This is a genomic window from Streptomyces sp. NPDC046759 (genome assembly GCF_040645475.1).
GTDB lineage: Bacteria > Actinomycetota > Actinomycetes > Streptomycetales > Streptomycetaceae > Streptomyces.
Map to the genome: position 1 here is coordinate 93,195 of NZ_JBEYYJ010000026.1, position 21,091 is coordinate 114,285.

General features: G+C 70.8%; 17 protein-coding genes and 1 riboswitch. Of the genes, 9 read left to right on the forward strand and 8 right to left on the reverse strand.

Annotated features, from left to right (window positions below):
• The first annotated feature begins 84 nt into the window (after positions 1–84).
• From ABZ919_RS30255 to ABZ919_RS30280, 6 genes are all read left to right on the forward strand, one after another.
• Positions 85–1,386 carry an HD-GYP domain-containing protein gene (locus tag ABZ919_RS30255; protein ID WP_361253796.1) on the forward strand — a complete coding sequence of 434 codons (1,302 nt, stop codon included), beginning with the start codon at positions 85–87 and terminating at the stop codon, positions 1,384–1,386.
• Positions 1,383–2,675, forward strand: a complete 1,293-nt coding sequence (locus ABZ919_RS30260; protein WP_361253798.1) for a metal-dependent phosphohydrolase — start codon at positions 1,383–1,385, stop codon at positions 2,673–2,675. The genes ABZ919_RS30255 and ABZ919_RS30260 overlap by 4 nt, the downstream gene beginning before the upstream one ends.
• Before the next feature lie 98 nt (positions 2,676–2,773).
• Positions 2,774–3,754, forward strand: a complete 981-nt coding sequence (locus tag ABZ919_RS30265; protein ID WP_361253800.1) for a hypothetical protein — start codon at positions 2,774–2,776, stop codon at positions 3,752–3,754.
• Positions 3,755–3,827: 73 nt separating this feature from the next.
• Positions 3,828–4,484 (forward strand): peptide deformylase, encoded by a 657-nt coding sequence (gene def / locus ABZ919_RS30270; RefSeq protein WP_361253802.1) that lies wholly within the window; start codon positions 3,828–3,830, stop codon positions 4,482–4,484.
• A 284-nt stretch (positions 4,485–4,768) separates the two neighbouring features.
• The gene (cyc1, locus tag ABZ919_RS30275) at positions 4,769–5,854 is read left to right on the forward strand and encodes an epi-isozizaene synthase (protein WP_361253804.1); all 1,086 of its coding nucleotides are present in this window, start codon (positions 4,769–4,771) and stop codon (positions 5,852–5,854) included.
• Positions 5,851–7,221 (forward strand): cytochrome P450, encoded by a 1,371-nt coding sequence (locus tag ABZ919_RS30280; protein ID WP_361253806.1) that lies wholly within the window; start codon positions 5,851–5,853, stop codon positions 7,219–7,221. Before cyc1 ends, ABZ919_RS30280 begins: the two co-directional genes overlap by 4 nt.
• A 22-nt stretch (positions 7,222–7,243) precedes the next feature.
• Here the strand turns inward: ABZ919_RS30280 and ABZ919_RS30285 are convergent, their stop codons facing one another.
• Positions 7,244–8,206: a helix-turn-helix domain-containing protein gene (locus ABZ919_RS30285; RefSeq protein ID WP_361253808.1), complete on the reverse strand. Its 963-nt coding sequence runs from the start codon at positions 8,204–8,206 to the stop codon at positions 7,244–7,246.
• Between the two features lie 92 nt (positions 8,207–8,298).
• Here ABZ919_RS30285 and ABZ919_RS30290 point away from each other — a divergent pair, with 92 nt between their 5' ends.
• Positions 8,299–8,541 carry a hypothetical protein gene (locus ABZ919_RS30290; protein WP_361253810.1) on the forward strand — a complete coding sequence of 81 codons (243 nt, stop codon included), beginning with the start codon at positions 8,299–8,301 and terminating at the stop codon, positions 8,539–8,541.
• Here ABZ919_RS30290 and ABZ919_RS30295 read toward each other — a convergent pair.
• From ABZ919_RS30295 to ABZ919_RS30305, 3 genes are all read right to left on the reverse strand, one after another.
• Positions 8,454–9,467: a ribonucleotide-diphosphate reductase subunit beta gene (locus tag ABZ919_RS30295; RefSeq protein WP_361253811.1), complete on the reverse strand. Its 1,014-nt coding sequence runs from the start codon at positions 9,465–9,467 to the stop codon at positions 8,454–8,456. The genes ABZ919_RS30290 and ABZ919_RS30295 overlap by 88 nt on opposite strands.
• Entirely contained in the window at positions 9,467–11,836 is a 2,370-nt protein-coding gene (locus ABZ919_RS30300; protein WP_361253813.1) for a ribonucleoside-diphosphate reductase subunit alpha, read from the reverse strand. Before ABZ919_RS30300 ends, ABZ919_RS30295 begins: the two co-directional genes overlap by 1 nt.
• A 124-nt stretch (positions 11,837–11,960) precedes the next feature.
• Positions 11,961–12,093: riboswitch (cobalamin riboswitch) on the reverse strand.
• Positions 12,091–12,645 (reverse strand): GNAT family N-acetyltransferase, encoded by a 555-nt coding sequence (locus ABZ919_RS30305; protein WP_361253815.1) that lies wholly within the window; start codon positions 12,643–12,645, stop codon positions 12,091–12,093. Its footprint overlaps the riboswitch before it by 3 nt.
• Positions 12,646–12,809: 164 nt before the next feature.
• Between ABZ919_RS30305 and ABZ919_RS30310 the strand changes: the two genes are divergently transcribed.
• Positions 12,810–16,421 (forward strand): ATP-binding protein, encoded by a 3,612-nt coding sequence (locus ABZ919_RS30310; RefSeq protein WP_361253817.1) that lies wholly within the window; start codon positions 12,810–12,812, stop codon positions 16,419–16,421.
• 83 nt (positions 16,422–16,504) lie between these two features.
• On the opposite strand, the gene mctP is transcribed toward ABZ919_RS30310, so the two are convergent.
• The 4 genes from mctP to nagB form a co-directional block, all read right to left on the reverse strand.
• Positions 16,505–18,133 (reverse strand): monocarboxylate uptake permease MctP, encoded by a 1,629-nt coding sequence (gene mctP, locus ABZ919_RS30315; RefSeq protein ID WP_361253819.1) that lies wholly within the window; start codon positions 18,131–18,133, stop codon positions 16,505–16,507.
• Complete coding sequence (locus tag ABZ919_RS30320) at positions 18,130–18,393, reverse strand: DUF3311 domain-containing protein (protein WP_361253821.1); 264 nt, start codon at positions 18,391–18,393, stop codon at positions 18,130–18,132. Before ABZ919_RS30320 ends, mctP begins: the two co-directional genes overlap by 4 nt.
• Before the next feature lie 133 nt (positions 18,394–18,526).
• Complete coding sequence (locus ABZ919_RS30325) at positions 18,527–19,291, reverse strand: GntR family transcriptional regulator (RefSeq protein ID WP_361253823.1); 765 nt, start codon at positions 19,289–19,291, stop codon at positions 18,527–18,529.
• A 213-nt stretch (positions 19,292–19,504) separates the two neighbouring features.
• Positions 19,505–20,290, reverse strand: a complete 786-nt coding sequence (gene nagB, locus ABZ919_RS30330; RefSeq protein WP_361253825.1) for a glucosamine-6-phosphate deaminase — start codon at positions 20,288–20,290, stop codon at positions 19,505–19,507.
• 123 nt (positions 20,291–20,413) lie between these two features.
• Here nagB and ABZ919_RS30335 point away from each other — a divergent pair, with 123 nt between their 5' ends.
• Complete coding sequence (locus tag ABZ919_RS30335) at positions 20,414–21,043, forward strand: TetR/AcrR family transcriptional regulator (RefSeq protein ID WP_361253827.1); 630 nt, start codon at positions 20,414–20,416, stop codon at positions 21,041–21,043.
• Positions 21,044–21,091 lie beyond the last annotated feature (48 nt).

Genomic DNA, 21,091 nt, shown 5'->3' on the forward strand with positions numbered 1-21,091 from the left:
TGCTAATCCTCAGGTCGTAGCCCCGTACCCGCCGACCGCCGCCCTAGGCTCCGAGCCTGGACCGGCACGGTCGGGAGGGGCGCGATGGAGGCGGTACCTGCGAGGGCACGCGGCTATGTGGCCTGTGCCGCCCTGCTGGCGCTGCTCTGCCTCCTGCCGCTGCCGACGACACGCACCCCCTGGTGGGCGCTCGGCCTGCTGGTGGCGCTCTACGCCGCCTGCGAGCACGTCGTACGCCGGCGCTTCGGCGGCACCTTCCACCCCGTCCTGCTCGCCGGGGCGTTCCTGCTGCCGCCGCCGGCCGCCGCGCTGATCCCGCTGCCCGCCGCCCTGCTCACCCCGGTGGACCACGGGCCCGCGCTGCCGCGCCGCGTCTGGCGGGCCGCGCAGCTCGTGCTCGCCGTGTGGGGAGCCGCCCGGGTGCACTGGGCGCTCGGCGGCCGGGACGCGGTCGTCGCCTCCGACTTCCCGTACGCGCTGCTGCCCGCCGGCGCGGCCGTCCTCGCCTTCTGCCTGGTCCTCACCGTGCTCGACGGCGGCATCCGCGCGGCCGCCCTCGGCGTCCCGTTGCGCCGGGCCTGGCGCGGGCTGCTGTCCCGCTCGCTCGCACCGGTCGCCGTGCACGGACTCGCCGGGCTGATGATGGCCGTGCTGTGGCGCAGCCCGTACGGCCCGGTCGCCGCGCTGCTCGTGCTGCTGCCGATGTGCGTGTCCTGGTGGATCTTCGCCCAGTACCACCGCGAACGCGCCGCCCACCAGGCCACCATCCGCGCCCTGGTGCAGGCGGTCGACATCAAGGACGGCTACACCCGCGGCCACAGCGAACGCGTCGGCCAGGCCTCCGTGATGATCGCCCGGGAACTCGGCATGGACGACGACCGGGTCGAGGTGCTGCGCTTCGCCGGCATCCTGCACGACGTCGGCAAGCTCGGCGTCCCCACCCGGCTGCTGCGCAAGGACGGCCCGCTCACCCCCGAGGAGCGCCGGATCATCGAGCTGCACCCCGAGTACGGCCATGAGATGGTCCGCGGGATCTCCTTCCTCGGCGAGGCCCGCGCCGCGATCCTGCACCACCACGAGCGCCTCGACGGCAACGGCTACCCGTACGGCCTCGCCGGCAGCCGGATCCCCGAGTGCGCCCGGATCGTCGCCGTCGCCGACGCCTTCGACGCGATGACCTCCACCCGCTCCTACCGCAGGGCCCGGCCGGTCGAGGCGGCCGTCGCCGAGCTGGAGCGCTGCGCGGGCGCGCAGTTCGACCCGCGCATGGTCGGCGCCCTCGTTCGGGCGCTGGCCCGGTCCGGGTGGCATCCGACGGTCACCGCCGACGACGAGGCGCCGCAGCGGACCCGGGGCACGCGGCCGGTGAGCGGGGCACCCCGGTGACCGCCCCGCGGATCGTCCACGGCGCCGCCGCCCTCGTCGCCGGCGGCTCCCTGGCCGCCACCCTGTGGAGCGGCCTCGACGACCGGGGCGTGGCGCTCGCCTTCGGCGTGCTCATAACCGTGGGCGAGCTGACCCGGTGGAGCGGAGCCCCCGCGCGGCAGGCCGCACCGCTGGGCACCGCCGGATCGCTGTCGTACGCCCTGCTCGGGCCCGACGCGGGACACCCGACGCTGCACGACGCGCCGCAGGTCGTCACCGTGGTCCTCGCCGCCTCCCTGCTCGGCGGCGTCCCGCACATCTGGTGCGGCCGCACCCCGACCCTCGACCACCTCGCCCGCCGCGTCCTGACCGTCGGATTCGCCGCCGTCTGCTTCCAACCCCTGTCCAGCAGGGGCGTGTTCCGGTCCTGGAGCGGTCCCGCCTACGCCCTGCTGCTCGTCTCCCTCCTCCTGCTCACCGCCCTGTGCGACGCCGTGCTGGCCGCCGCGCTGGCCCGCTCCCGCACCCGCTGGCCGTTCGGCCCGCTGCTGCGCGAGGAGCTGCAGGGACTGCTCGGCATCGGCTCCGCCGTCTGTGCGACGGGCGTGGTGATGGCGCTCGGCGTCGCCGTCGCCGGGCTGTGGGCGCTGCCCGTGTTCTGCCTGCCGCTGCTGCTCACCCAGTTGTCCGTACGCCGCTACGCGGCCGTCCGCGCCACCTACCGGCAGACCATCGCCTCCCTCGCCCGCGCCACCGAGATAGCCGGGTACACCCCCGCCGGGCACGCCCGCCGCGTGGCCGCGCTCAGTCTCGCCGTCGGGCGCGACCTGGGCCTGACCGGCGGGGAACTGACCGTGCTGGAGTACGCGGCCCTGATGCACGACATCGGCCAGCTCAGCCTGGTCGACCCGGTCCCGGGCGGTGCCACGGCCGGGCTGCCCGTCGCGGAACAGCGGCGGATCGCGCTGCTCGGCGGGGCGGTGGTACGGCAGACGGGCGTGGCACCGGCCGTCGCCGTGATGGTGGAACGGCAGGCGGACGGCTACCGCGAACAGCCGGTCGCCGCCCGGATCATCCGGGTCGTGAACGCCTACGAGGAGAAGGCCAGGGACGCCGGCCCCGAGGGACCTCTGCGAGCGCTGGAGGAACTGCGCCTCGGCACCGCCGACGACTACGCTCCCGAGGTGGTGGAGTCCCTCGCCCGGGTCCTGGCCCAGCCACGGGCCTGGCGTCAGAGCGCGCCGGAGGCGGCCGACGGGAGACGCACGGCACTGTCTGACCCCGCTCGCGGCTGGGTAACCCATGGGTAATGAGCGCCTTTCCCGCCGTACGTGGTTGGATGCGAGGGAGAGGGTGTCCGGGGGCACAAGCCAGCCCATTGTGGAACTGGAACTGGCAGGCGGGAATCGTGAGGATCTTCGGAAAGGGACGGCACCGGCCCTCCGCCTCCTGGCGGCAGGCCACAGACCGCGCGTTCACGCTCATCGGTGACGGCCGGTACGAGGACGCGGGCGAGCTGCTGACACGGGCCGCCGACCTGGAGCCCTGGCTGTCGGAGTCCTGGTTCAACCTCGCCCTGCTGCACAAGTTCCGGCACGACTGGGAGCAGGCGCGGGCCGCCGGTCTGCGCGCGGTCGCGCTGCTGGACCGGGAGACCGGGGCGCCCGACTGGTGGAACGTCGGCATCGCCGCCACCGCCCTGCAGGACTGGCCGCTGGCCCGCCGCGCCTGGCAGGCGTACGGGCTGAAGGTGCCCGGCGGGGCCACGGTGGCCGGTGAACCGGTCGGCATGGAGCTGGGCAGCGCGGCCGTACGGCTCTCCCCGGAGGGCGAGGCCGAGGTCGTGTGGGGCCGCAGGCTGGACCCGGCGCGCATGGAGGTGCTGTCCATCCCGCTTCCCTCGTCCGGGCGGCGCTGGGGCGAGGTCGTGCTGCACGACGGCGTCCCGCACGGCGAGCGCACGACGTCCGCCGGGCACGCGTACCCGGTCTTCGACGAGATCGAGCTGTGGGCGCCCTCACCCGTGCCGACCTGGGTGGTTCTGCTGGAGGCGGCCACGGAGGCGGACCGCGACGCGTTGGAGCAGCTGGCGGCCGACGCCGGGTTCGCCGCGGAGGACTGGTCGTCCTCGGTGCGGCTGCTGTGCCGGATGTGCTCCGAGTCCCGGATGCCTTCGGACGAGGGCGAGGGTGTGCACCTGGATCCGCACGACCACAGCGAGCCCGGGCATCCGGGGCCGCTGGGCCACCGGACGGACGGGCAGCTGTGGGTGCCCGAGCGGGAGTGCGGCGTGGCCGCGCCGGCCTCGCTGGTCCGTGGCCTGCTGGACGGCTGGGTCGCCGACAGCCCGGACTCGCGGGACTGGCGGGACCTGGAAGAGGTTTGCTGAGCCGCCGATGACCAGCCGCCTTTAGGCTGTACCCGAGACTTTTCCCAGATTTGCAGGAAGGCGTACGTCGGTCATGGCGCAGCAGGACACCGATCAGCAGCACGCGGGCGTGCTCCCCGTCGACGACGAGGGGTACGTCGTCGACACGGAGGACTGCGAGGAGCGCGAGAGGGCCTGGCGCGAGCGCGGGACCTCGCGGCCGATCACGGTCGTCGGCAACCCCGTGCTGCACAAGGAGTGCAGGGACGTCACCGAGTTCGGCGAGGAGCTGCAGCAGCTGGTCGCCGACATGTTCGCCAGCCAGCGCACCGCCGAGGGCGTGGGCCTGGCCGCCAACCAGATCGGTGTCGACCTGAAGGTCTTCGTCTACGACTGCCAGGACGACGAGGGTGCCCGGCACGTGGGCGTGGTGTGCAACCCGAAGCTGGTCGACCTGCCGGCCGACCGGCGCCGGCTGGACGACAGCAACGAGGGCTGCCTGTCCGTGCCGACGGCGTACGCGCCGCTCGCCCGCCCCGACTACGCCGAGGTGACCGGCCAGGACGAGCGGGGCAACCCGGTCAAGGTCCGTGGCACCGGCTACTTCGCACGGTGTTTGCAGCACGAGACCGACCACCTCTACGGCTACCTGTACATCGACCGGCTGTCCAAGCGGGACCGCAAGGACGCGCTGCGGCAGATGGCCGAGAACGAGCCACGTTATCCGGTGGTCGCCAACGACCAGGCGTGACGGGGGTCTTGGGGCGCCCGGCCGGGATAACTCCCGGTCGGGCGCCCTTCGTATGTCCTGCTCTCGCTCGTCCGTGCGTCGTACAACCGATCCCTTCGGGACCCCGGTGATCCTTAATCGGTCATACCAGGGGGCATTCTCGGCACCTTGGGGTAGTGAGTGAAGCAAATCCGTTCCCATGACCGTCAGTTGTGGTGCTGAATGTAAGTGCGGGGATACGCAACGGCGCACGCCCGGCACAACGGGAGGGGTGTGCGCTCCCGGCGGCTGAGAGGGGTTTGTACGTGCATGCTTTCCCATACAGCACCACAGCGACGCCAACGGCGGTCGTAGTACCACCCTCACTGGCACTCCCGGTGATCGAGTCCGCCTTTCCCCGGCAACTGCACCCGTATTGGCCGCGGCTCCAGGAGAGGACGCGGCGCTGGCTGCTGGAAAAACGCCTCATGCCTGCGGACAAGGTGCAGGAATATGCCGACGGACTGTGCTACACCGACCTCATGGCGGGGTACTACCTGGGCGCCCCCGACGAGGTCCTGCAAGCCATCGCCGACTACAGCGCGTGGTTCTTCGTCTGGGACGACCGCCACGACCGGTACGTCGTCCACGGCCGGGCGGGCGACTGGCGCCGGTTGAGGTACCGCCTGCACGCGGCCCTCGATGCCCCCCGGCACCATCTGCACCACCCGGACCCACTGGTGGCGGCCTTCGCGGACGGCGTGCTCCGGCTGTACGGCTTCCTGCCGCGCACCTGGAACCAGCGGTTCGCCCGGCACTTCCACGCGGTGATCGAGGCCTACGACCGTGAGTTCCGCAACCGCACCGAGGGACGCGTACCCGGCGTCGAGGAATATCTCGCGCTGCGCCGGCACACCTTCGCGCACTGGATATGGACGGACCTGCTGGAGCCGAGCGCCGGATGCGAACTCCCGGCCTCCGTGAGAAAAAACCCGGACTACCGCCGGGCCGCCCTGCTCAGCCAGGAATTCGCCGCCTGGTACAACGACCTCTGCTCGCTGCCGAAGGAAATAGCGGGCGACGAGGTCCATAATCTCGGAATCAGCCTCATCACTCATGAGGGGATGACGCTCGAAGAAGCGATCGACGAAGTCAGGCGACGCGTCGAGGAATGCATCAGTGAATTCATCGAAGCCGAGCAGGCCGCCCTGCGGTTCGCCGACGAAATCGGCGACGACACGGTCCGCGCAAAGGGCTTGAGTGCCGCGGTGCGCGCCTGCGTCGGCAATATGCGGAACTGGTTCAGCTCCGTCTACTGGTTCCACCACGAGTCCGGCCGGTACAGGGTCGACACCTGGGACGACCGGTCCACGCCCCCGTACGTCACCCACGAAGCGGCAGGTGAGAAATGACCGTCGAGTCTGTGCACCCCGTCACCCCCGAGGCGACCGAACTGCGTGAGCCGCCCCTGGCCGGGGGCGCCGTACCGGGCCTCGGGCACGGCCTGAAACTGGTCCGCGACCCGCTCGCCTTCATGTCCGGGCTCCGCGACCACGGCGACGTCGTACGCCTCAAGCTCGGCCCCAAGACGGTGTACGCCGTCACCACGCCGGCGCTGACCGGTGCGCTCGCCCTAAGCAGCGACTTCAAGATCGACGGGCCGCTGTGGGAGTCCCTCGAAGGGCTGCTCGGCAAGGAGGGCGTGGCCACCGCCAACGGCCCCAGGCACCGGCGCCAGCGCCGCACCATCCAGCCCGCCTTCCGGCTGGACGCGATACCCGACTACGGGCCGATCATGGAAGAGGAGGCGCACGCGCTGACCGACCGCTGGAAACCCGGCGACACCGTCGACTGCACCTCGGAGTCCTTCCGGGTCGCCGTCCGCATCGCCGCCCGCTGCCTGCTGCGCGGCGAGTACATGGACGAGCGCGCCGAGCGGCTCAGCGTCGACCTCGCCACCGTCTTCCGCGGCATGTACCGCCGGATGGTCGTTCCGCTCGGACCGCTGTACCGGCTGCCGTTCCCGGCCAACCGCGAATTCAACCGGGCCCTGGCCGATTTGCATCTGCTGGTCGACGAGATCGTCACCGAGCGGAGGGCATCTGGTCAAAAGCCGGACGATTTGCTGACGGCATTGCTGGAGGCGAAGGACGACAATGGCGACCCCATCGGGGAACAGGAGATCCACGACCAGGTCGTCGCGATACTCACCCCCGGAAGCGAAACAGTGGCCTCCACGATCATGTGGCTCCTCCAGGTCCTCGCGAAACACCCGGAACACGCCGAGAAGGTACGGACCGAGGTCGAATCCGTGACCGGTGGCCGACCGGTCGGATTCCAGCACGTCCGCTCACTGCGGCACACCAACAATGTCGTCGTCGAGGCCATGCGGCTCAGGCCGGCCGTATGGATTCTGACGCGCCGCGCGGTGACCGACACGGCACTCGGTGGCTATCGCATTCCCGCCGGGGCGGACATCGTCTACAGCCCGTACGCGATCCAGCGAGACGCCCGCTCCTACGACCGCCACCTCGACTTCGACCCCGACCGCTGGCTGCCCGAGCGCGCCAAGGACGTGCCGAAGTACGCCATGAGCCCGTTCAGCGTCGGCAACCGCAAGTGCCCCAGCGACCACTTCTCGATGACCCAGCTGAGCCTGATCACGGCGGCGATCTCGGCGAAGTACCGCTTCGAGCAGGCCGCGGGATCCGACGACACCACCCGCGTGGGCATCACGCTCCGTCCGCACGGCCTGAGGCTGCGGCCGATGCCCTGGTAGGACACCTGGTACCGGCGCGCGCTCAGGCGGCCTCCGGGCCCCGGAACGCGCGCCGGTAGGCGTGGGGCGTGGTGCCGAGCGCCCGGACGAACTGGTGCCGCAGCGCCGCCGCCGTACCGAACCCGGTGCGCCAGGCGATCGCGTCCATGGTCTCGTCGGTCCCCTCCAGCAACTCCTGTGCCCGTAGCACCCGTTGGCGCAGGACCCAGCGATAGGGGGTCGTCCCCGTCTCCTGCTGGAAACGGCGCGCGAAGGTGCGCGGCGCCATGTGGGCACGAGCGGCGAGCTGCTCGACGGTGACCTCCCGGTCGAGGTGCTCCTCCATCCACACCAGCACCTCGCCGACGGTGTCGCACGGGCCCTTGGGCAACGGCCGCTCGATGTACTGCGCCTGCCCGCCGTCCCGGTGCGGCGGCACGACCATCCGGCGGGCGATCTTGTTGGCGACCTCGGGTCCCTGTTCCTTGCGCACGAGGTGCAGACAGGCATCGATCCCGGCGGCGGTGCCGGCGGACGTGATCACCGGGTCCTCGTCGACGTAGAGCACGTCCGGCTCGACGGTCAGTCCCGGGTACTGCCGGGCCAGCTCCCCGGCATGGTGCCAGTGCACGGCGCAGCGCCGGCCGTCCAGCAGCCCGGCGGCGGCGAGCACGAAGACGCCCGAGCAGACGCTGAGCACCCGGGCGCCGCGGTCCACACCACGGCGCAGGGCATCGAGCAGCTCGGGCGGGAACTCCCGGCAGTCGTAGGCGGACCCGGCGGGCACGGCGATCAGATCGGCCGCCTCCAGGCGCTCCAGGCCGTGCTCGACCTGCAGGGTGAACCCCGCCGTGGAGCGCAGCACCGGGCCCTCGGCCGAGACGACCGCGAAGTCGTACACCGGCAGGCCCTCGTCGCTGCGGTCGGTGCCGAACACCTCGCAGACGACGGCCATCTCGAAGGGGTTCACGCCGTCCAGGAGCACGGCGGCCACGTTCTGGAGCATGCCCCCAGTGTGCCCCCACGGTGGCAGGAATTTGAAGACGTGCGGCAGTCCTGCCACTCACGGTAAGCAGCATCCGGCGCGACAGTGGTGACATGACTACGGCACAGACAGAAGGACTGCTCGGAATGATCGCCGTGATCGGGATCCTGGGCCTCCTGGTCCTCCCGGCGGTGATCGGCATCGTGCACGACCGGATCATCGACCGCCAGATCAGGAGGGCCCAGGAGGCCCGGCGCGAAGGGAGGGATCAGAAGTCCTCGTCCAGGTCGACGGTGCCCTCCACCGCCACCTGGTACGCCGACGGGCGGCGCTCGAAGAAGTTCGTCAGCTCCTGAACCCCCTGCAGCTCCATGAAGGAGAACGGATTCTCCGAGCCGTAGACGGGGGCGAAGCCCAGACGCGCAAGGCGCTGGTCGGCGACGCACTCCAGGTACTGCCGCATCGACTCCGTGTTCATCCCTGGCAGGCCGTCGCCGCACAGGTCGCGCGCGAACTGCAGCTCGGCCTCGACGGCCTCCCGCAACATGTCGGTGACCTGCTGACCGAGCTCGTCGTCGAACAGCTCCGGCTCCTCCTTGCGGACCGTGTCGACCACGTCGAAGGCGAAGGACATGTGCATCGTCTCGTCGCGGAACACCCAGTTGGTGCCGGTGGCGAGACCGTGCAGCAGGCCCCGGCTGCGGAACCAGTAGACGTACGCGAAGGCGCCGTAGAAGAACAGGCCCTCGATGCACGCGGCGAAGCAGATCAGGTTCAGCAGGAAGCGGCGGCGGTCGGCCTTCGTCTCCAGGCGGTCGAGCCGGTCCACCGAGTCCATCCACCTGAAGCAGAACTGCGCCTTCTCGCGGATGGAGGGGATGTTCTCGACGGCCGCGAAGGCCGCCGCCCGGTCGTCCGGGTCGGGCAGGTAGGTGTCCAGCAGCGTCAGATAGAACTGGACGTGCACGGCCTCCTCGAAGAGCTGACGGCTCAGGTACAGCCGCGCCTCGGGGGAGTTGATGTGCTTGTACAGCGTCAGCACCAGGTTGTTCGCGACGATCGAGTCACCCGTCGCGAAGAAGGCGACCAGACGACCGATGAGGTGCTGCTCCTCGGGCGTCAGCTTCGCGAGGTCGGCGACGTCGGAATGGAGGTCGACCTCCTCGACGGTCCAGGTGTTCTTGATCGCGTCCCGGTAGCGCTCGTAGAAGTCCGGGTAGCGCATCGGGCGGAGGGTGAGTTCGAAGCCCGGGTCGAGCAGGTTCTGGTCTCGGGTGGTCATCACTGGCAGGCCTCGCAGGACTCGGGGTTTTCCAGGGAGCAGGCGACCGCGTCGGGGTCGGCCACCTGCTGTACGGGGAGGGTGGCGGGCGCCTGCGCCCGGGCGGCGCGGGCGATGCGGGTCGCCGGGCGGGAGCGCAGGTAGTACGTCGTCTTCAGGCCCGACTTCCAGGCGTACGCGTACATCGAGGAGAGCTTGCCGATGGTCGGTGTCTCCAGGAACAGGTTGAGGGACTGCGCCTGGTCCAGGAACGGGGTGCGGGCCGCCGCCATGTCGATCAGGCCGCGCTGCGGGATCTCCCACGCCGTGCGGTAGAGCCGGCGTACGTCCTCGGGGATCCAGGCGAAGTCCTGCACCGAGCCGTTCGCGTCACGCAGCGCCTCCCGGGTGCGGGCGTCCCAGACACCCAGGTTCTTCAGGTCCTGGACCAGGTAGGAGTTGACCTGAAGGAACTCACCGGACAGCGTCTCGCGCTTGAACAGGTTCGACACCTGTGGCTCGATGCACTCGTACACGCCCGCGATGGAGGCGATGGTGGCCGTCGGGGCGATGGCGAGGAGCAGCGAGTTGCGCATGCCGACGGACGCGATGCGCGCGCGCAACGCCTCCCACCGCTCGGGCCAGGTCAGCTCGGCGCCGTAGTGGTCGGGGTGCAGCACGCCCCGGGCCGTACGGGTCTTCTCCCAGGCCGGCAGCGGACCGTTGCGCTCGGCGAGGTCGGCGGAGGCCTCGTACGCGGCGAGCATGATCCGCTCGGCGATCCGCGTGGACAGGGCCCTGGCCTCCGGCGAGTCGAAGGGCAGGCGCAGCTTGAAGAAGACGTCCTGCAGACCCATCGCGCCGAGGCCCACCGGGCGCCACTTCGCGTTCGACCGGCCCGCCTGCTCGGTCGGGTAGAAGTTGATGTCGACCACGCGGTCGAGGAAGGTGACGGCCGTGCGGACGGTCTCGTCCAGCCGCTGCCAGTCGATGTCACCGGTCACGGTGTCGACGAAGGCACCCAGGTTGACGGACCCCAGGTTGCAGACCGCCGTCTCCCCGTCGTCGGTGACCTCCAGGATCTCCGTGCAGAGGTTGGAGGAGTGGACCACGTGCCCCGGCAGGGCCGTCTGGTTGGCGGTGCGGTTCGCCGCGTCCTTGAAGGTCATCCAGCCGTTGCCGGTCTGCGCGAGGGTCCGCATCATCCGGCCGTACAGCTCACGCGCGGACATGGTCTTCTTCGCCAGACCCGCAGCCTCGGCCTTGCGGTAGGCGGCGTCGAACTCCTCGCCCCACAGGTCCACCAGCTCCGGCACGTCCGCCGGGGAGAACAGCGACCACTGCTCGTCGGCGTTGACCCGGCGCATGAACTCGTCCGGGACCCAGTGCGCGAGGTTCAGGTTGTGCGTACGGCGGGCGTCCTCGCCGGTGTTGTCCCGCAGCTCGAGGAACTCCTCGATGTCGGAGTGCCAGGTCTCCAGGTACACGGCCGCGGCGCCCTTGCGCCGGCCGCCCTGGTTCACGGCGGCGACCGAGGCGTCCAGGGTCTTCAGGAACGGCACGATGCCGTTGGAGTGCCCGTTGGTGCCGCGGATCAGCGAACCGCGGCTGCGGATCCGGGAGTACGACAGACCGATGCCGCCGGCGTGCTTGGAGAGCCGGGCCACCTGGTGGTAGCGCTCGTAGATGGAGTCCAGCTCGTCCAGCGGGGAGTCGAGGAGGTAGCAGGACGACATCTGCGGGTGCCGCGTGCCGGAGTTGAAGAGGGTGGGGGAGGACGGGAGGTAGTCCAGGCGGCTCATGAGGCCGTAGAGCGCGGCGACTTCGTCCACGGAGCGGGTGGTGTCGTCCTCGGCGAGGCCGCTCGCGACCCGCAGCATGAAGTGCTGGGGGGTCTCGATGACCTTGCGGGTGATCGGGTGCCGCAGCAGGTACCGGCTGTGCAGGGTGCGCAGGCCGAAGTAGCCGAAACGGTCGTCGGCCCGGCGGTCGGTCAGCGCGTCCAGCCGCTCGGCGTGCAGCGTCACGAAGGCGGCGGTCCGGTCGGCGATCAGCCCCTCGCGGTGTCCCACGGCCACGGACTCGGTGAACGACGTCACGCCCTGCGAGGCGGCCTCGGCGCGGATGGAGACGGTCAGCAGCCGGGCGGCCAGCCGGGAGTAGGCGGGGTCCTCGGAGATGAGCCCGGCGGCGGCCTCCGTGGCCAGCTCCCGCAGTTCCGACTCGTCCGCACGAGCCGACCGGCCGCGCAGCGCGGCGGCGGCGACCCGGCCGGGGTCGGCGTCGGGGAGGTCGGCGGTCAGCTCGGTCAGGGTCCGCAGCAGCGCGGCACCGGGACCGTCGGTCTCCAGGGCGCCGGCTGAAGCCGGATCTGCTGGCGCGATGGTCACGTGGGGCTCTCCCTCGCTCGGCACGGGGGCCTTGCGGAGGGCAGGGGGCAGTCACGAGCGCACACGGCGTCGCGTCCACCGGCCCATCCCACGAGGCCCGGACGTCTCAGGGCACCCGGACCGGACGGCCGGGTGCGCTGCCGGCAGGTCCTCGGACTGACTCCTGGGCGCAGACGCGCACAAGTACACCGTTGCGGGACAGTTCCGGATTCGCACCGGATTCCCCTGCGGCGACAGCGAGCATGAGCATACATCTAGTGCCGGGCTGTCGCGTCACCCCCAGATGTTGTGTCGTGGCGGTCTCGGAGCGTCAACTCGTAGGTGAGCAGAGTGACGTCGAGCCGCTGGGGCAGCGGATTCCAGTCCCGCTCGGGTGTGCGCACGAAGCCCAGGCGTTCGTAGATGCGGTGGGCGGTGTGCATGGTGCGCTGGGTGGACAGGACGACGGCGGTGCAGCCCTCGGTGGACCGGGCGCGGTCGACGCAGGCGCGGACCAGGGTCTCGCCGGCGCCCTGCCCGCGGGCGGCCGCCGCCACGGCCAGCATGCGGATCTCGGCCTCTCCGGGGCGGGCGATGTCGGCCATGGGGCCGCCGTTCGGCACGAAGGCGACGCCGCCCAGCAGGATGTCGTCGCGGGTGGCCACGAGGAGCTCGGCTGCGCCCGCTCGTTCTGCCACGTTCCGCAACTCACCGAGGTACTCGTCGCTTTCGCCGAAGTCCAGGAGGCCGTCCTGGAGATAGGCCTGGGCCGTGATCTCGCCGAGGGCCTCGTAGTCGTGGGGAGCCGCCTGCCGGATGACGATGTCCATGGGGCCGAGTGTGCCGGACGGGTACGACGGCGGGCCGCCGGTTTCACCTGGGCCGGGGCCGGGTTGCGGGACGGGCCTGGAGTGCTTCCATGGAAGTGGGTGTGGGTGTCCGGCGGTCCTCCGTCCCGAGCAGGAACGGGCAGAGACGCGGGAGGAGACGCTCCATGCCGAAGATCGTCCGCCACCCACCGGGCAAGGACCGGCCGCGCAACGCACCCATGGCGACGCTCCCACTGAGGGGGCTGGGGCGCCGGATCAGACGCGTGTACCTGCGCCACTGGCACTGCCTGACGGTCCGTTGGGAGGCACGCCAGGACACCACACGATCCAAGAAGTGGCGCAGATGGGTCTCCTACACCAACGCCACCAGGGTCGTCTGGGCCGTCGCCGCGCTCGCCGTCCTCGCCTGGGCCGCCGAGGCCGTGTACATCTCCGTCGCGGGCGGGTCGAACTGGTTCGAGCACTGGCGGAAGAGCCCGGGGTTCGATGGAATCGTCCGCGTCGTCGGTCCCGTCCTGACCGCCTCGCTCGCCGCCGCGCTCTTCCTGTTCTGGTGGTACAGCTGGACCAAGCGCCGCTACCTGAAGAAGGCGCGCCGCGTCCCGCGGGAGCTGGTGGTCACCGCCGGACCGGACACCGCCGAGATCGTCGGCCGGGAGGAGGTCGCCCAGGTCATCACCCAGCGGCTGCGCGAGCGCGACACCCGCCGCCCCTACCTGCTCGTCGGCGGGGTGGGCGTGGGCAAGACCGCCGTCCTGGTGCGGCTCACCGAGATGCTCGCCGAGCAGGGTGCCGTCCCCGTGCCGATCCGGCTGCGGGACGCCACGGGCCCCGACCTGGACTTCGAGCGCATGGCCCAGAAGCGCTTCGCCGAGGCGGCGCCTCGCGGGGTACTGGCCCGCACCAAGACCGACCGTGTCTGGCAGCAGTTGCTCGCCGACGACAAGGTGGTCGTCCTCGCCGACGGCTTGGAGGAGGCCGTTCTCGACGAGGGCGTGCGGCAGGACCGGGACAACATCATCCGCCGGGCCATCGAACGCGCCCACGAGGAGCGGCTGCCCCTGGTCATCGCCTCCCGGCCGCACAGCCCGCTGGAGAGCACCCCCGCCGCCATCGTGGAGCTGGAACCCCTCAGTGAGGAGGAGGCGCTCGACTTCGTCGAGGCTCGCGTGCCGGAGACGGACGAGCGTCGCGTCGACTGGATCGTGGAGACGGCGGAGGTGACCGAGTCTCCCATCTACCTGCAGATCGCCCGGGAGTTGCACCAGCACGGAGACCTCGAGCGGGACCGCCGCAACGACCCTCGGCGCCTGGACTCCCGCAGCACGGACCGCAGCCAACTGCGGCTGTGGCTGCTGGAGACATGGGGGAACTCCCTGCTGGAGGGCCGGCTGCGCACGGAGGAGCCGCTGGGGGAGAGGGAGCGGCAGGACACCCTGGAGGTGGTTTCCGCCCTGGCCTGTGTGGGGCTCCTCCAGGACACCCTCGAGGTCGGCTTCACGGAGCTGGTGGACAACGACGTTCACCCCGGCCGGGCCAGGCGGGTGCGGGCGCATGCCGGGCATCTGTGGGAGCAGCGGGGCTGGGACCCGTCCGGCAAACGCGGCGGCGCCTTCTCCCAGTGGCACAGGCACCAGATCTGGAAGCTCCTGTGCGACGGGAGGGGCGAGGTGAGCAGGAGGCTCAGGGAGGGCAACCTGAGCCAGGGCTATGACGTTCTCGCCCACTACGCGAGCCACGCCGACAGACTGAAGCTGGTGGAGGGCTTCGACCAGAAGGTCCGCTTCCCGCACAGCATCCTGCAGGCGTACTTCGGCTACCGCACGCTCTACCGGCTGGGGGAGCGCGACGCGGGGGAACTGGTCGAGCAGGCGCTGCGGCCTCCGGGTCCCGGCAGGGAGTTGCTCATCGCTCTCGTGCTGCTGTCCCGCCGATGGGCGGCGGACCGGTCCGCGAAGGGCGGCGCGGTGACCGCCGGGCAGAGGAAACGTGCCGAGGGGGACCGGCGGCGGGCTCCCGTGCCGGGGCGGTCCCTGGCCCACCGGCTGCTGATCGCCGCCAACCGCCGCTCACCCGACCCGAAGGCGCTCGATCTCTACACGGCGGCCCTGGAGATCGAGTGCGTGGAGGACGACCCCAGGCTGCTCCATGCCATCGTCCGCACGGTGCACCGCCGGTGGCGGGTCTTCAAGGGCGACAAGCGCACCCTGGAGGAGGCGAAACTGGGGCTGCTCAGGCAGCTCGGCACAGCGCTGCGGGCCACCTCCGGCAGGATCGACACCACGCCGCTCTACCAGGAACTCTTCGAGATGGGCAAGGAGGAGCCGGCGTACTCGATCCGGCTGGCGGCCGCTCAGGAGTTCGGCAGCGGCGGCAACGACGCGTTCGCCGTGGTCCGCCGGTGGATCAACAAGCACACCGATCCCGTGCGGGAGTACAACGACAGGGTCAGCGGGCTGAAGGACTCGAGGAGGCGGCTGTGCGAGGTCTGGGCGGCGGACATGCAGAGGGTGAGAGCCGCCGCCATCGCACCCCAGGACCGGGACCGGCTCGTCACACAGCTGACACGCCGCCGGGAGTCCTTCGACCAGCAGTACCAGCGGGAACGCGACGTGCTGCTGCGGGAGTTCGTGATGCGGGCCTGGATGATCCCCATGCTCCTGGGCTCCGTCGAGGACAACCATCGTGACGAGGCCCGGGAGCGCCTCACCAAGTGGCTGTGGCACCTCGACCCGCGGTCGACCGGCGGTACTCCCGATCTGCCTCTCGCGCTGGAGGCCGCCCTGGCCCAGGGCTTCAAGTACGCGGCCAACCGGCGCAGACGCCATCCGGACACCTATCCGGGCGCCCGGGCCGACCTGATCCGGCAGGCGGAGACCGTGCTGCAGCAGAGCCGGTGCTGGTACGCGCAGCTCAACCTGCTCCAGGCGCTGTGCCTCTGGGAACTCCCGGACAGCGGCAAGCACCGGGAACAGGGTGGCCGGACCGGGAACGGACACGAGAGGGACGGAGAGCCGCCGGGCGAGGCGTCCGGGGCGGTCCGCGGGCTGACCGCCGTACAGACCGTGGAGCGCTGGCTGTCGATGGCGGGAACGGTCAACCATGCAGCCGCCCGGGCCGGTGCCGACGGCACCGCGACCCGGGGGCGTCTGCATCCGTTCGTCGCCGAGACCGGGGATCTGGTGGCCCTCGCTCTGGAGACCAGGCGGCCCGAGCGGTTCGTCTGGATCGACGAGAAGGGTGCCGCCGACAACATCGGCTCCCGCACCGCCCCGCGGGGCTACCGCAAGCACCACCTGTGGATTCCACCCTCGGCCGGCTGGCGCACCCTGGACGGGCGGGCGCAGCGTCTCATCGCCGATGTGCTGGTCATGCTGAACCTCATCGAACGCGACGGGCACCCCGAAGGGGTGGAGGAGCGCCTGGAGCGCGTCGAGCAGCCGGGCATGCCTCTGCCGCCGTGCATCCGCCGGGACCGGAGGGCACTGTGGCCCGGCATGAAGGCCGGTACCTCGCGGCCGCCCACACCGGGCGCGACCTGCCTGCCCGACTGCAAGTTCCAGCTGTGCCCCTACCCGCCCCGCGGCTGTGTGCCCCGGGGCGAGATCAGCGAGCCGTTCTGCCGGCAGCAGCAGGCCCTGCTGCCCGGACGGCTTCGGCGCCGGCTGCCCAGAGGCGTGGCGACCCTGCACCGCAAGACCCCCGCCTGGGTCGGCATGCGCGTCGGGGACCTGGACCGCTTCTGGGGCGAGATGGCCGGGCGGACCCGTGGCTGATGCCGCGACCGGAAAGGTTCACCGGCTCACCTTTCCGGTCACAGCACCAGGGTGCGCCCGGCCGAGGTGGGGCGTGGCGTGGGCTAGTGGGCGGAGCCCGCCGTGGCCGGCGGAAGTTCCACCTGCACCCCCGCGTCGCCCGCGTCCGCCGTGTAGTCGTCCGGTGTGGTCTCGTCGACGCCCTCAGGGGCCTTCAGAGCCCTCAGGGCGACCGTCAGGACCACAGTGACCACGACGTTGAGCACGAACGCCGTGAGGCCGATGTAGCCGATCTCGCCGATGCCGGGGATCTCCTTGGCCGAGCCGCCGAAGTGCTTCTGGGTCGGGGAGGCGACACCGTACGCGGCCGCCGTGCCGTACACCATGCCGACCGCCCAGCCGGCGAGCAGGGCCCAGCGGTGGAACCAGCGGGTGAACAGGCCGCCGACCAGGGCGGGGAAGGTCTGCAGGATCCAGATCCCGCCCAGCAGCTGGAAGTTGATGGCGACCGTCTTGTCCATGGTGAGGACGAAGACCAGGGCGCCGACCTTCACCAGCAGAGAGACGATCTTGGAGACCTGTGCCTCCTGCTTCGGCGTGGCGTCGGGCTTGATGAAGTCCTTGTAGATGTTGCGGGTGAACAGGTTCGCGGCCGCGATGGACATGATGGCCGCGGGGACCAGGGCTCCGATGCCGATCGCCGCGAAGGCCACGCCCGCGAACCAGTCCGGGAACATGTCCTCGAACAGCTGCGGGATCGCCAACTGCCCGTTGGTGACCTTCACTCCGGCCGCGATCGCCATGAAACCGAGCAGGGCCAGCAGGCCGAGCATCAGGGAGTACAGCGGCAGGATCGTGGTGTTGCGGCGGATCACCTCACGGCTCTTGGACGAGAGGGTCGCGGTGATCGAGTGCGGGTACATGAAGAGGGCCAGGGCGGAGCCGAGGGCCAGGGTGGCGTACGTCCACTGGCCCGCCTCGGGGGGCGTGAGTGCGCCGCGCGGCTTGCCCGTCGCCGGATTGACCTGGCTGAACGCGTGGGCAGCCTTGGCGAAGACGTCGTCGAAGCCGCCCAGCCTGACCGGGATGTAGATGATCGCCACCGCGATGACGATGTAGATCAGGGCGTCCTTGACGAAGGCGATCAGCGCGGGGGCGCGCAGACCGGAGGAGTAGGTGTAGGCCGCCAGCACGCCGAAGGCGATCAGCAGCGGCAGGTCCTTCACGAACCAGTTGGTGTTGTCCCCGCCGCCGACACCCATCACGTCGAGCACCGCCTGGATGCCGACGAGCTGGAGCGCGATGTACGGCATCGTCGCCAGGATGCCGGTCAGGGCCACCGCCAGCGACAGGCTCTTGGAGCCGAACCGGCCCCGGACGAAGTCGGAGGTGGTCACATAGCCGTGACGGTGGCTGACCGACCACAGCCGGGGCAGGAACGTGAAGATGAGCGGGTAGACCAGGATCGTGTACGGCACCGCGAAGAAGCCGGACGCGCCCGCCGCGTAGACCGCCGCGGGCACGGCGACGAAGGTGTACGCCGTGTACAGGTCGCCGCCCAGCAGGAACCAGGTGATCCAGGTGCCGAACGACCGTCCGCCCAGGCCCCATTCGTCCAGCGAGTGCTCGTCGTCGGCTCTGCGCCAGCGTGCGGCGAGGAAGCCCATGACCGTGACGGCCAGGAAGAAGAAGATGAAGACGCCGAGCGCGACGCCGTTGACGTCGTTCTTCACTTCGCCTCACCGCCCTTTCCGGAGGCGCGGGAGCGCTGGTCGTGCCGCCACAGCCGGTACGCGAGCATCGTGAGCGCGGTGGAGATCAGCACCCAGAGCATCTGGTACCAGTAGAAGAACGGGATCCCGATGAAGGCGGGGTCGGTCTCGGCGTAGGAGCCGACCCAGAGCATCGCCACGAAGGGCGCGACCAGACACAGGGCGATGACCACCCGGGCAGGTGTGACGACCGGTGGTCTCACTTCAGGCGTATCGGACATGCCACGGCTCTCCGTCCCCTCGCTGATCACCTGTGTAATGCGCAGGCAATCTAGGTGACGGTGTCGTGGCAGTGGAAGACCTCGTCCGTATCTCGGTATATCGATTCAGCGAAGGCCCCCGGTCCCTGCTTGCCTACTCGGCGGGCCGCTTCAGTCTCGCCACGAACTTGTAGCGGTCGCCCCGGTAGACGGACCGCACCCACTCCACCGGCTGGCCCTCGTGGTCCAGGGAGTGGCGGGAGAGCATCAGCATCGGCAGGCCCACGTCGGTACCGAGCAGACCCGCCTCACGCGGGGTGGCCAGGGAGGTCTCGATGGTCTCCTCGGCCTCGGCGAGGTGGACGTCGTAGACCTCCGCCAGGGCGGTGTAGAGCGAGGTGTACTTCACCAGGGAGCGGCGCAGGGCCGGGAAGCGCTTGGCGCTCAGGTGGGTGGTCTCGATCGCCATCGGCTCGCCGTTGGCCATGCGCAGCCGCTCGATGCGCAGCACGCGTCCGCCGGCGGCGATGTCGAGGAGTCCGGCGAGCCGGTCGTCGGCGGTGATGTAGCCGATGTCCAGCAGCTGCGAGGTCGGCTCCAGTCCCTGCGCGCGCATGTCCTCGGTGTAGGAGGTGAGCTGGAGCGCCTGGGACACCTTGGGCTTGGCGACGAAGGTGCCCTTGCCCTGGATGCGTTCGAGCCGGCCCTCCACGACCAGTTCCTGCAGGGCCTGGCGGACGGTGGTGCGGGAGGTGTCGAACTCGGCCGCCAGGGTGCGTTCGGGCGGGACCGGGGTGCCCGGCGCCTGTGTCTCGGTCATGTCGAGCAGGTGCTTCTTCAAGCGGTAGTACTTGGGCACGCGCGCCGTACGGACGGTCGTCCCGGCCTCGTTCTCCGCACTGCTGACGTCGGTGCTCATGCTCTGCCTTCCCGGCTCCTGATGCCGAAAGCGACCGACTGACATCGGCCACGGCTCACATCGTGGCACGCCTTCGTGTGTTCAGGGGCCCACCCGCACGCTCCGTGATCTCCTCTGTATACCGGTGGCCCCACTGTTGGTCTAGTCCAGCGGGCGGCGGCGCTTCTCGGCCGTGCCGTCGCCCGGGCGGCTGCCCAGGAGGGGCACCCCGGATCAGATGCCCTGCCAGTCCGGCTTGCCCGCGTAGGTGTGGCGGAAGTAGTCGGCCAGCTTCAGTTCGGACGCGGCCGCCTCGTCGACGACCACCGTGGCGTGCGGGTGCAGCTGGAGCGCGGACGCCGGGCAGACGGCCGCCACCGGGCCCTCGACGGTCGCGGCCACGGCGTCCGCCTTGCCCTCGCCGGTCGCGAGCAGCACCAGGTGCCGGGCCTCCAGGATGGTCCCGATGCCCTGGGTGATGACGTGGTGCGGCACCTGGTCGATGTCGCCGTCGAAGAAGCGGGCGTTGTCGACGCGGGTCTGCTCGGTCAGCGTCTTGATCCGGGTGCGCGAGGCGAGCGAGGAGCACGGCTCGTTGAACCCGATGTGCCCGTCGGTGCCGATTCCGAGCAGCTGGAGGTCGACGCCGCCGGCCTCGGCGAGCGCACGGTCGTACGCCGCACTGGCCGCCTGGACGTCCTCGGCGGTGCCGTCGGGCCCGAGGAACGCGTCCATGCCGATGCCGAGCGGTTCCAGCACCTCCCGGCGCAGCACCGAGCGGTAGGACTCGGGGTGGTCGGCGGGCAGCCCCACGTACTCGTCGAGCTGGGCTATGCGCGCCCGCGAGGTGTCCACGGCGCCGTCGCGCACCTTCGCGGCCAACGCCTGGTAGATGGGCAGCGGGGTCGAGCCGGTGGCCACGCCGAGCAGGGCGTCGGGCTTGCGTCGCAGCAGCTGGGCCATGGCCTCGGCGATCAGCTCGCCGCCCGCCGCGGCGTCCGGAACGATGACAACTTCCACGCTGGGCCTGCCGTTCTGAAGTGGGCTCTGGACGTCTCTATGTGGTTTAGACCAATCTAACAGAATCGACCTTCCCGCACTGGGCCTCTTCATTTCTCTAAGGGCCGCTATAAAATGCCGCTCATGGCGAGCGGTCAGGACACCAGGACACAGCCCCAAGCCCCCAGGTCCCGTGGCCGCCCGCGCTCCTTCGATCGTGCCACCGCACTGGAGAAGGCGCTCATGGCCTTCTGGCGGCACGGATACGAGGCCACCTCCGTCTCCGGGCTCACCCGGATCATGGGTATCGGCGCCCCGAGCCTGTACGCGGCCTTCGGGGACAAGCGGACGCTGTTCGAGGAGGTCGTGCGGCTCTACGCCGACACGTACGGCGCCTTCGGCGACCGCGCCCTCACCGAGGAGCCCACCGCCCGCGCCGCCGTCGCGCGCATGCTGCGCGAGGCCGCCGCCGAGTACACCGACCCCGCCCATCCGTACGGCTGCCTGGTCGTCCACGCCGCCACGAACTGCACCAGCCCCGAGGTGGAGCAGCTGCTGCGCGAGCGGCGCAACGCCGGCATCGCCGCCGTGGAGGCCCGGATCCGGGCGGACGTCGCGGCCGGCCGGCTGCCGCCCGGCACCGATGCCACCGCCCTCGCCCGGCACACCGGCGCTCTGCAGCAGGGCATGTCGCAGCAGGCCCGGGACGGGGCGGGCCGGGGGGAACTGGAGGCCCTCGCGGAAATTGCCATGGCCATCTGGCCCCGCTACTGATCTGTGCGGGCTAGGCTGCGTGGCATCGGGTGCCAGTAGGGTCTGTGG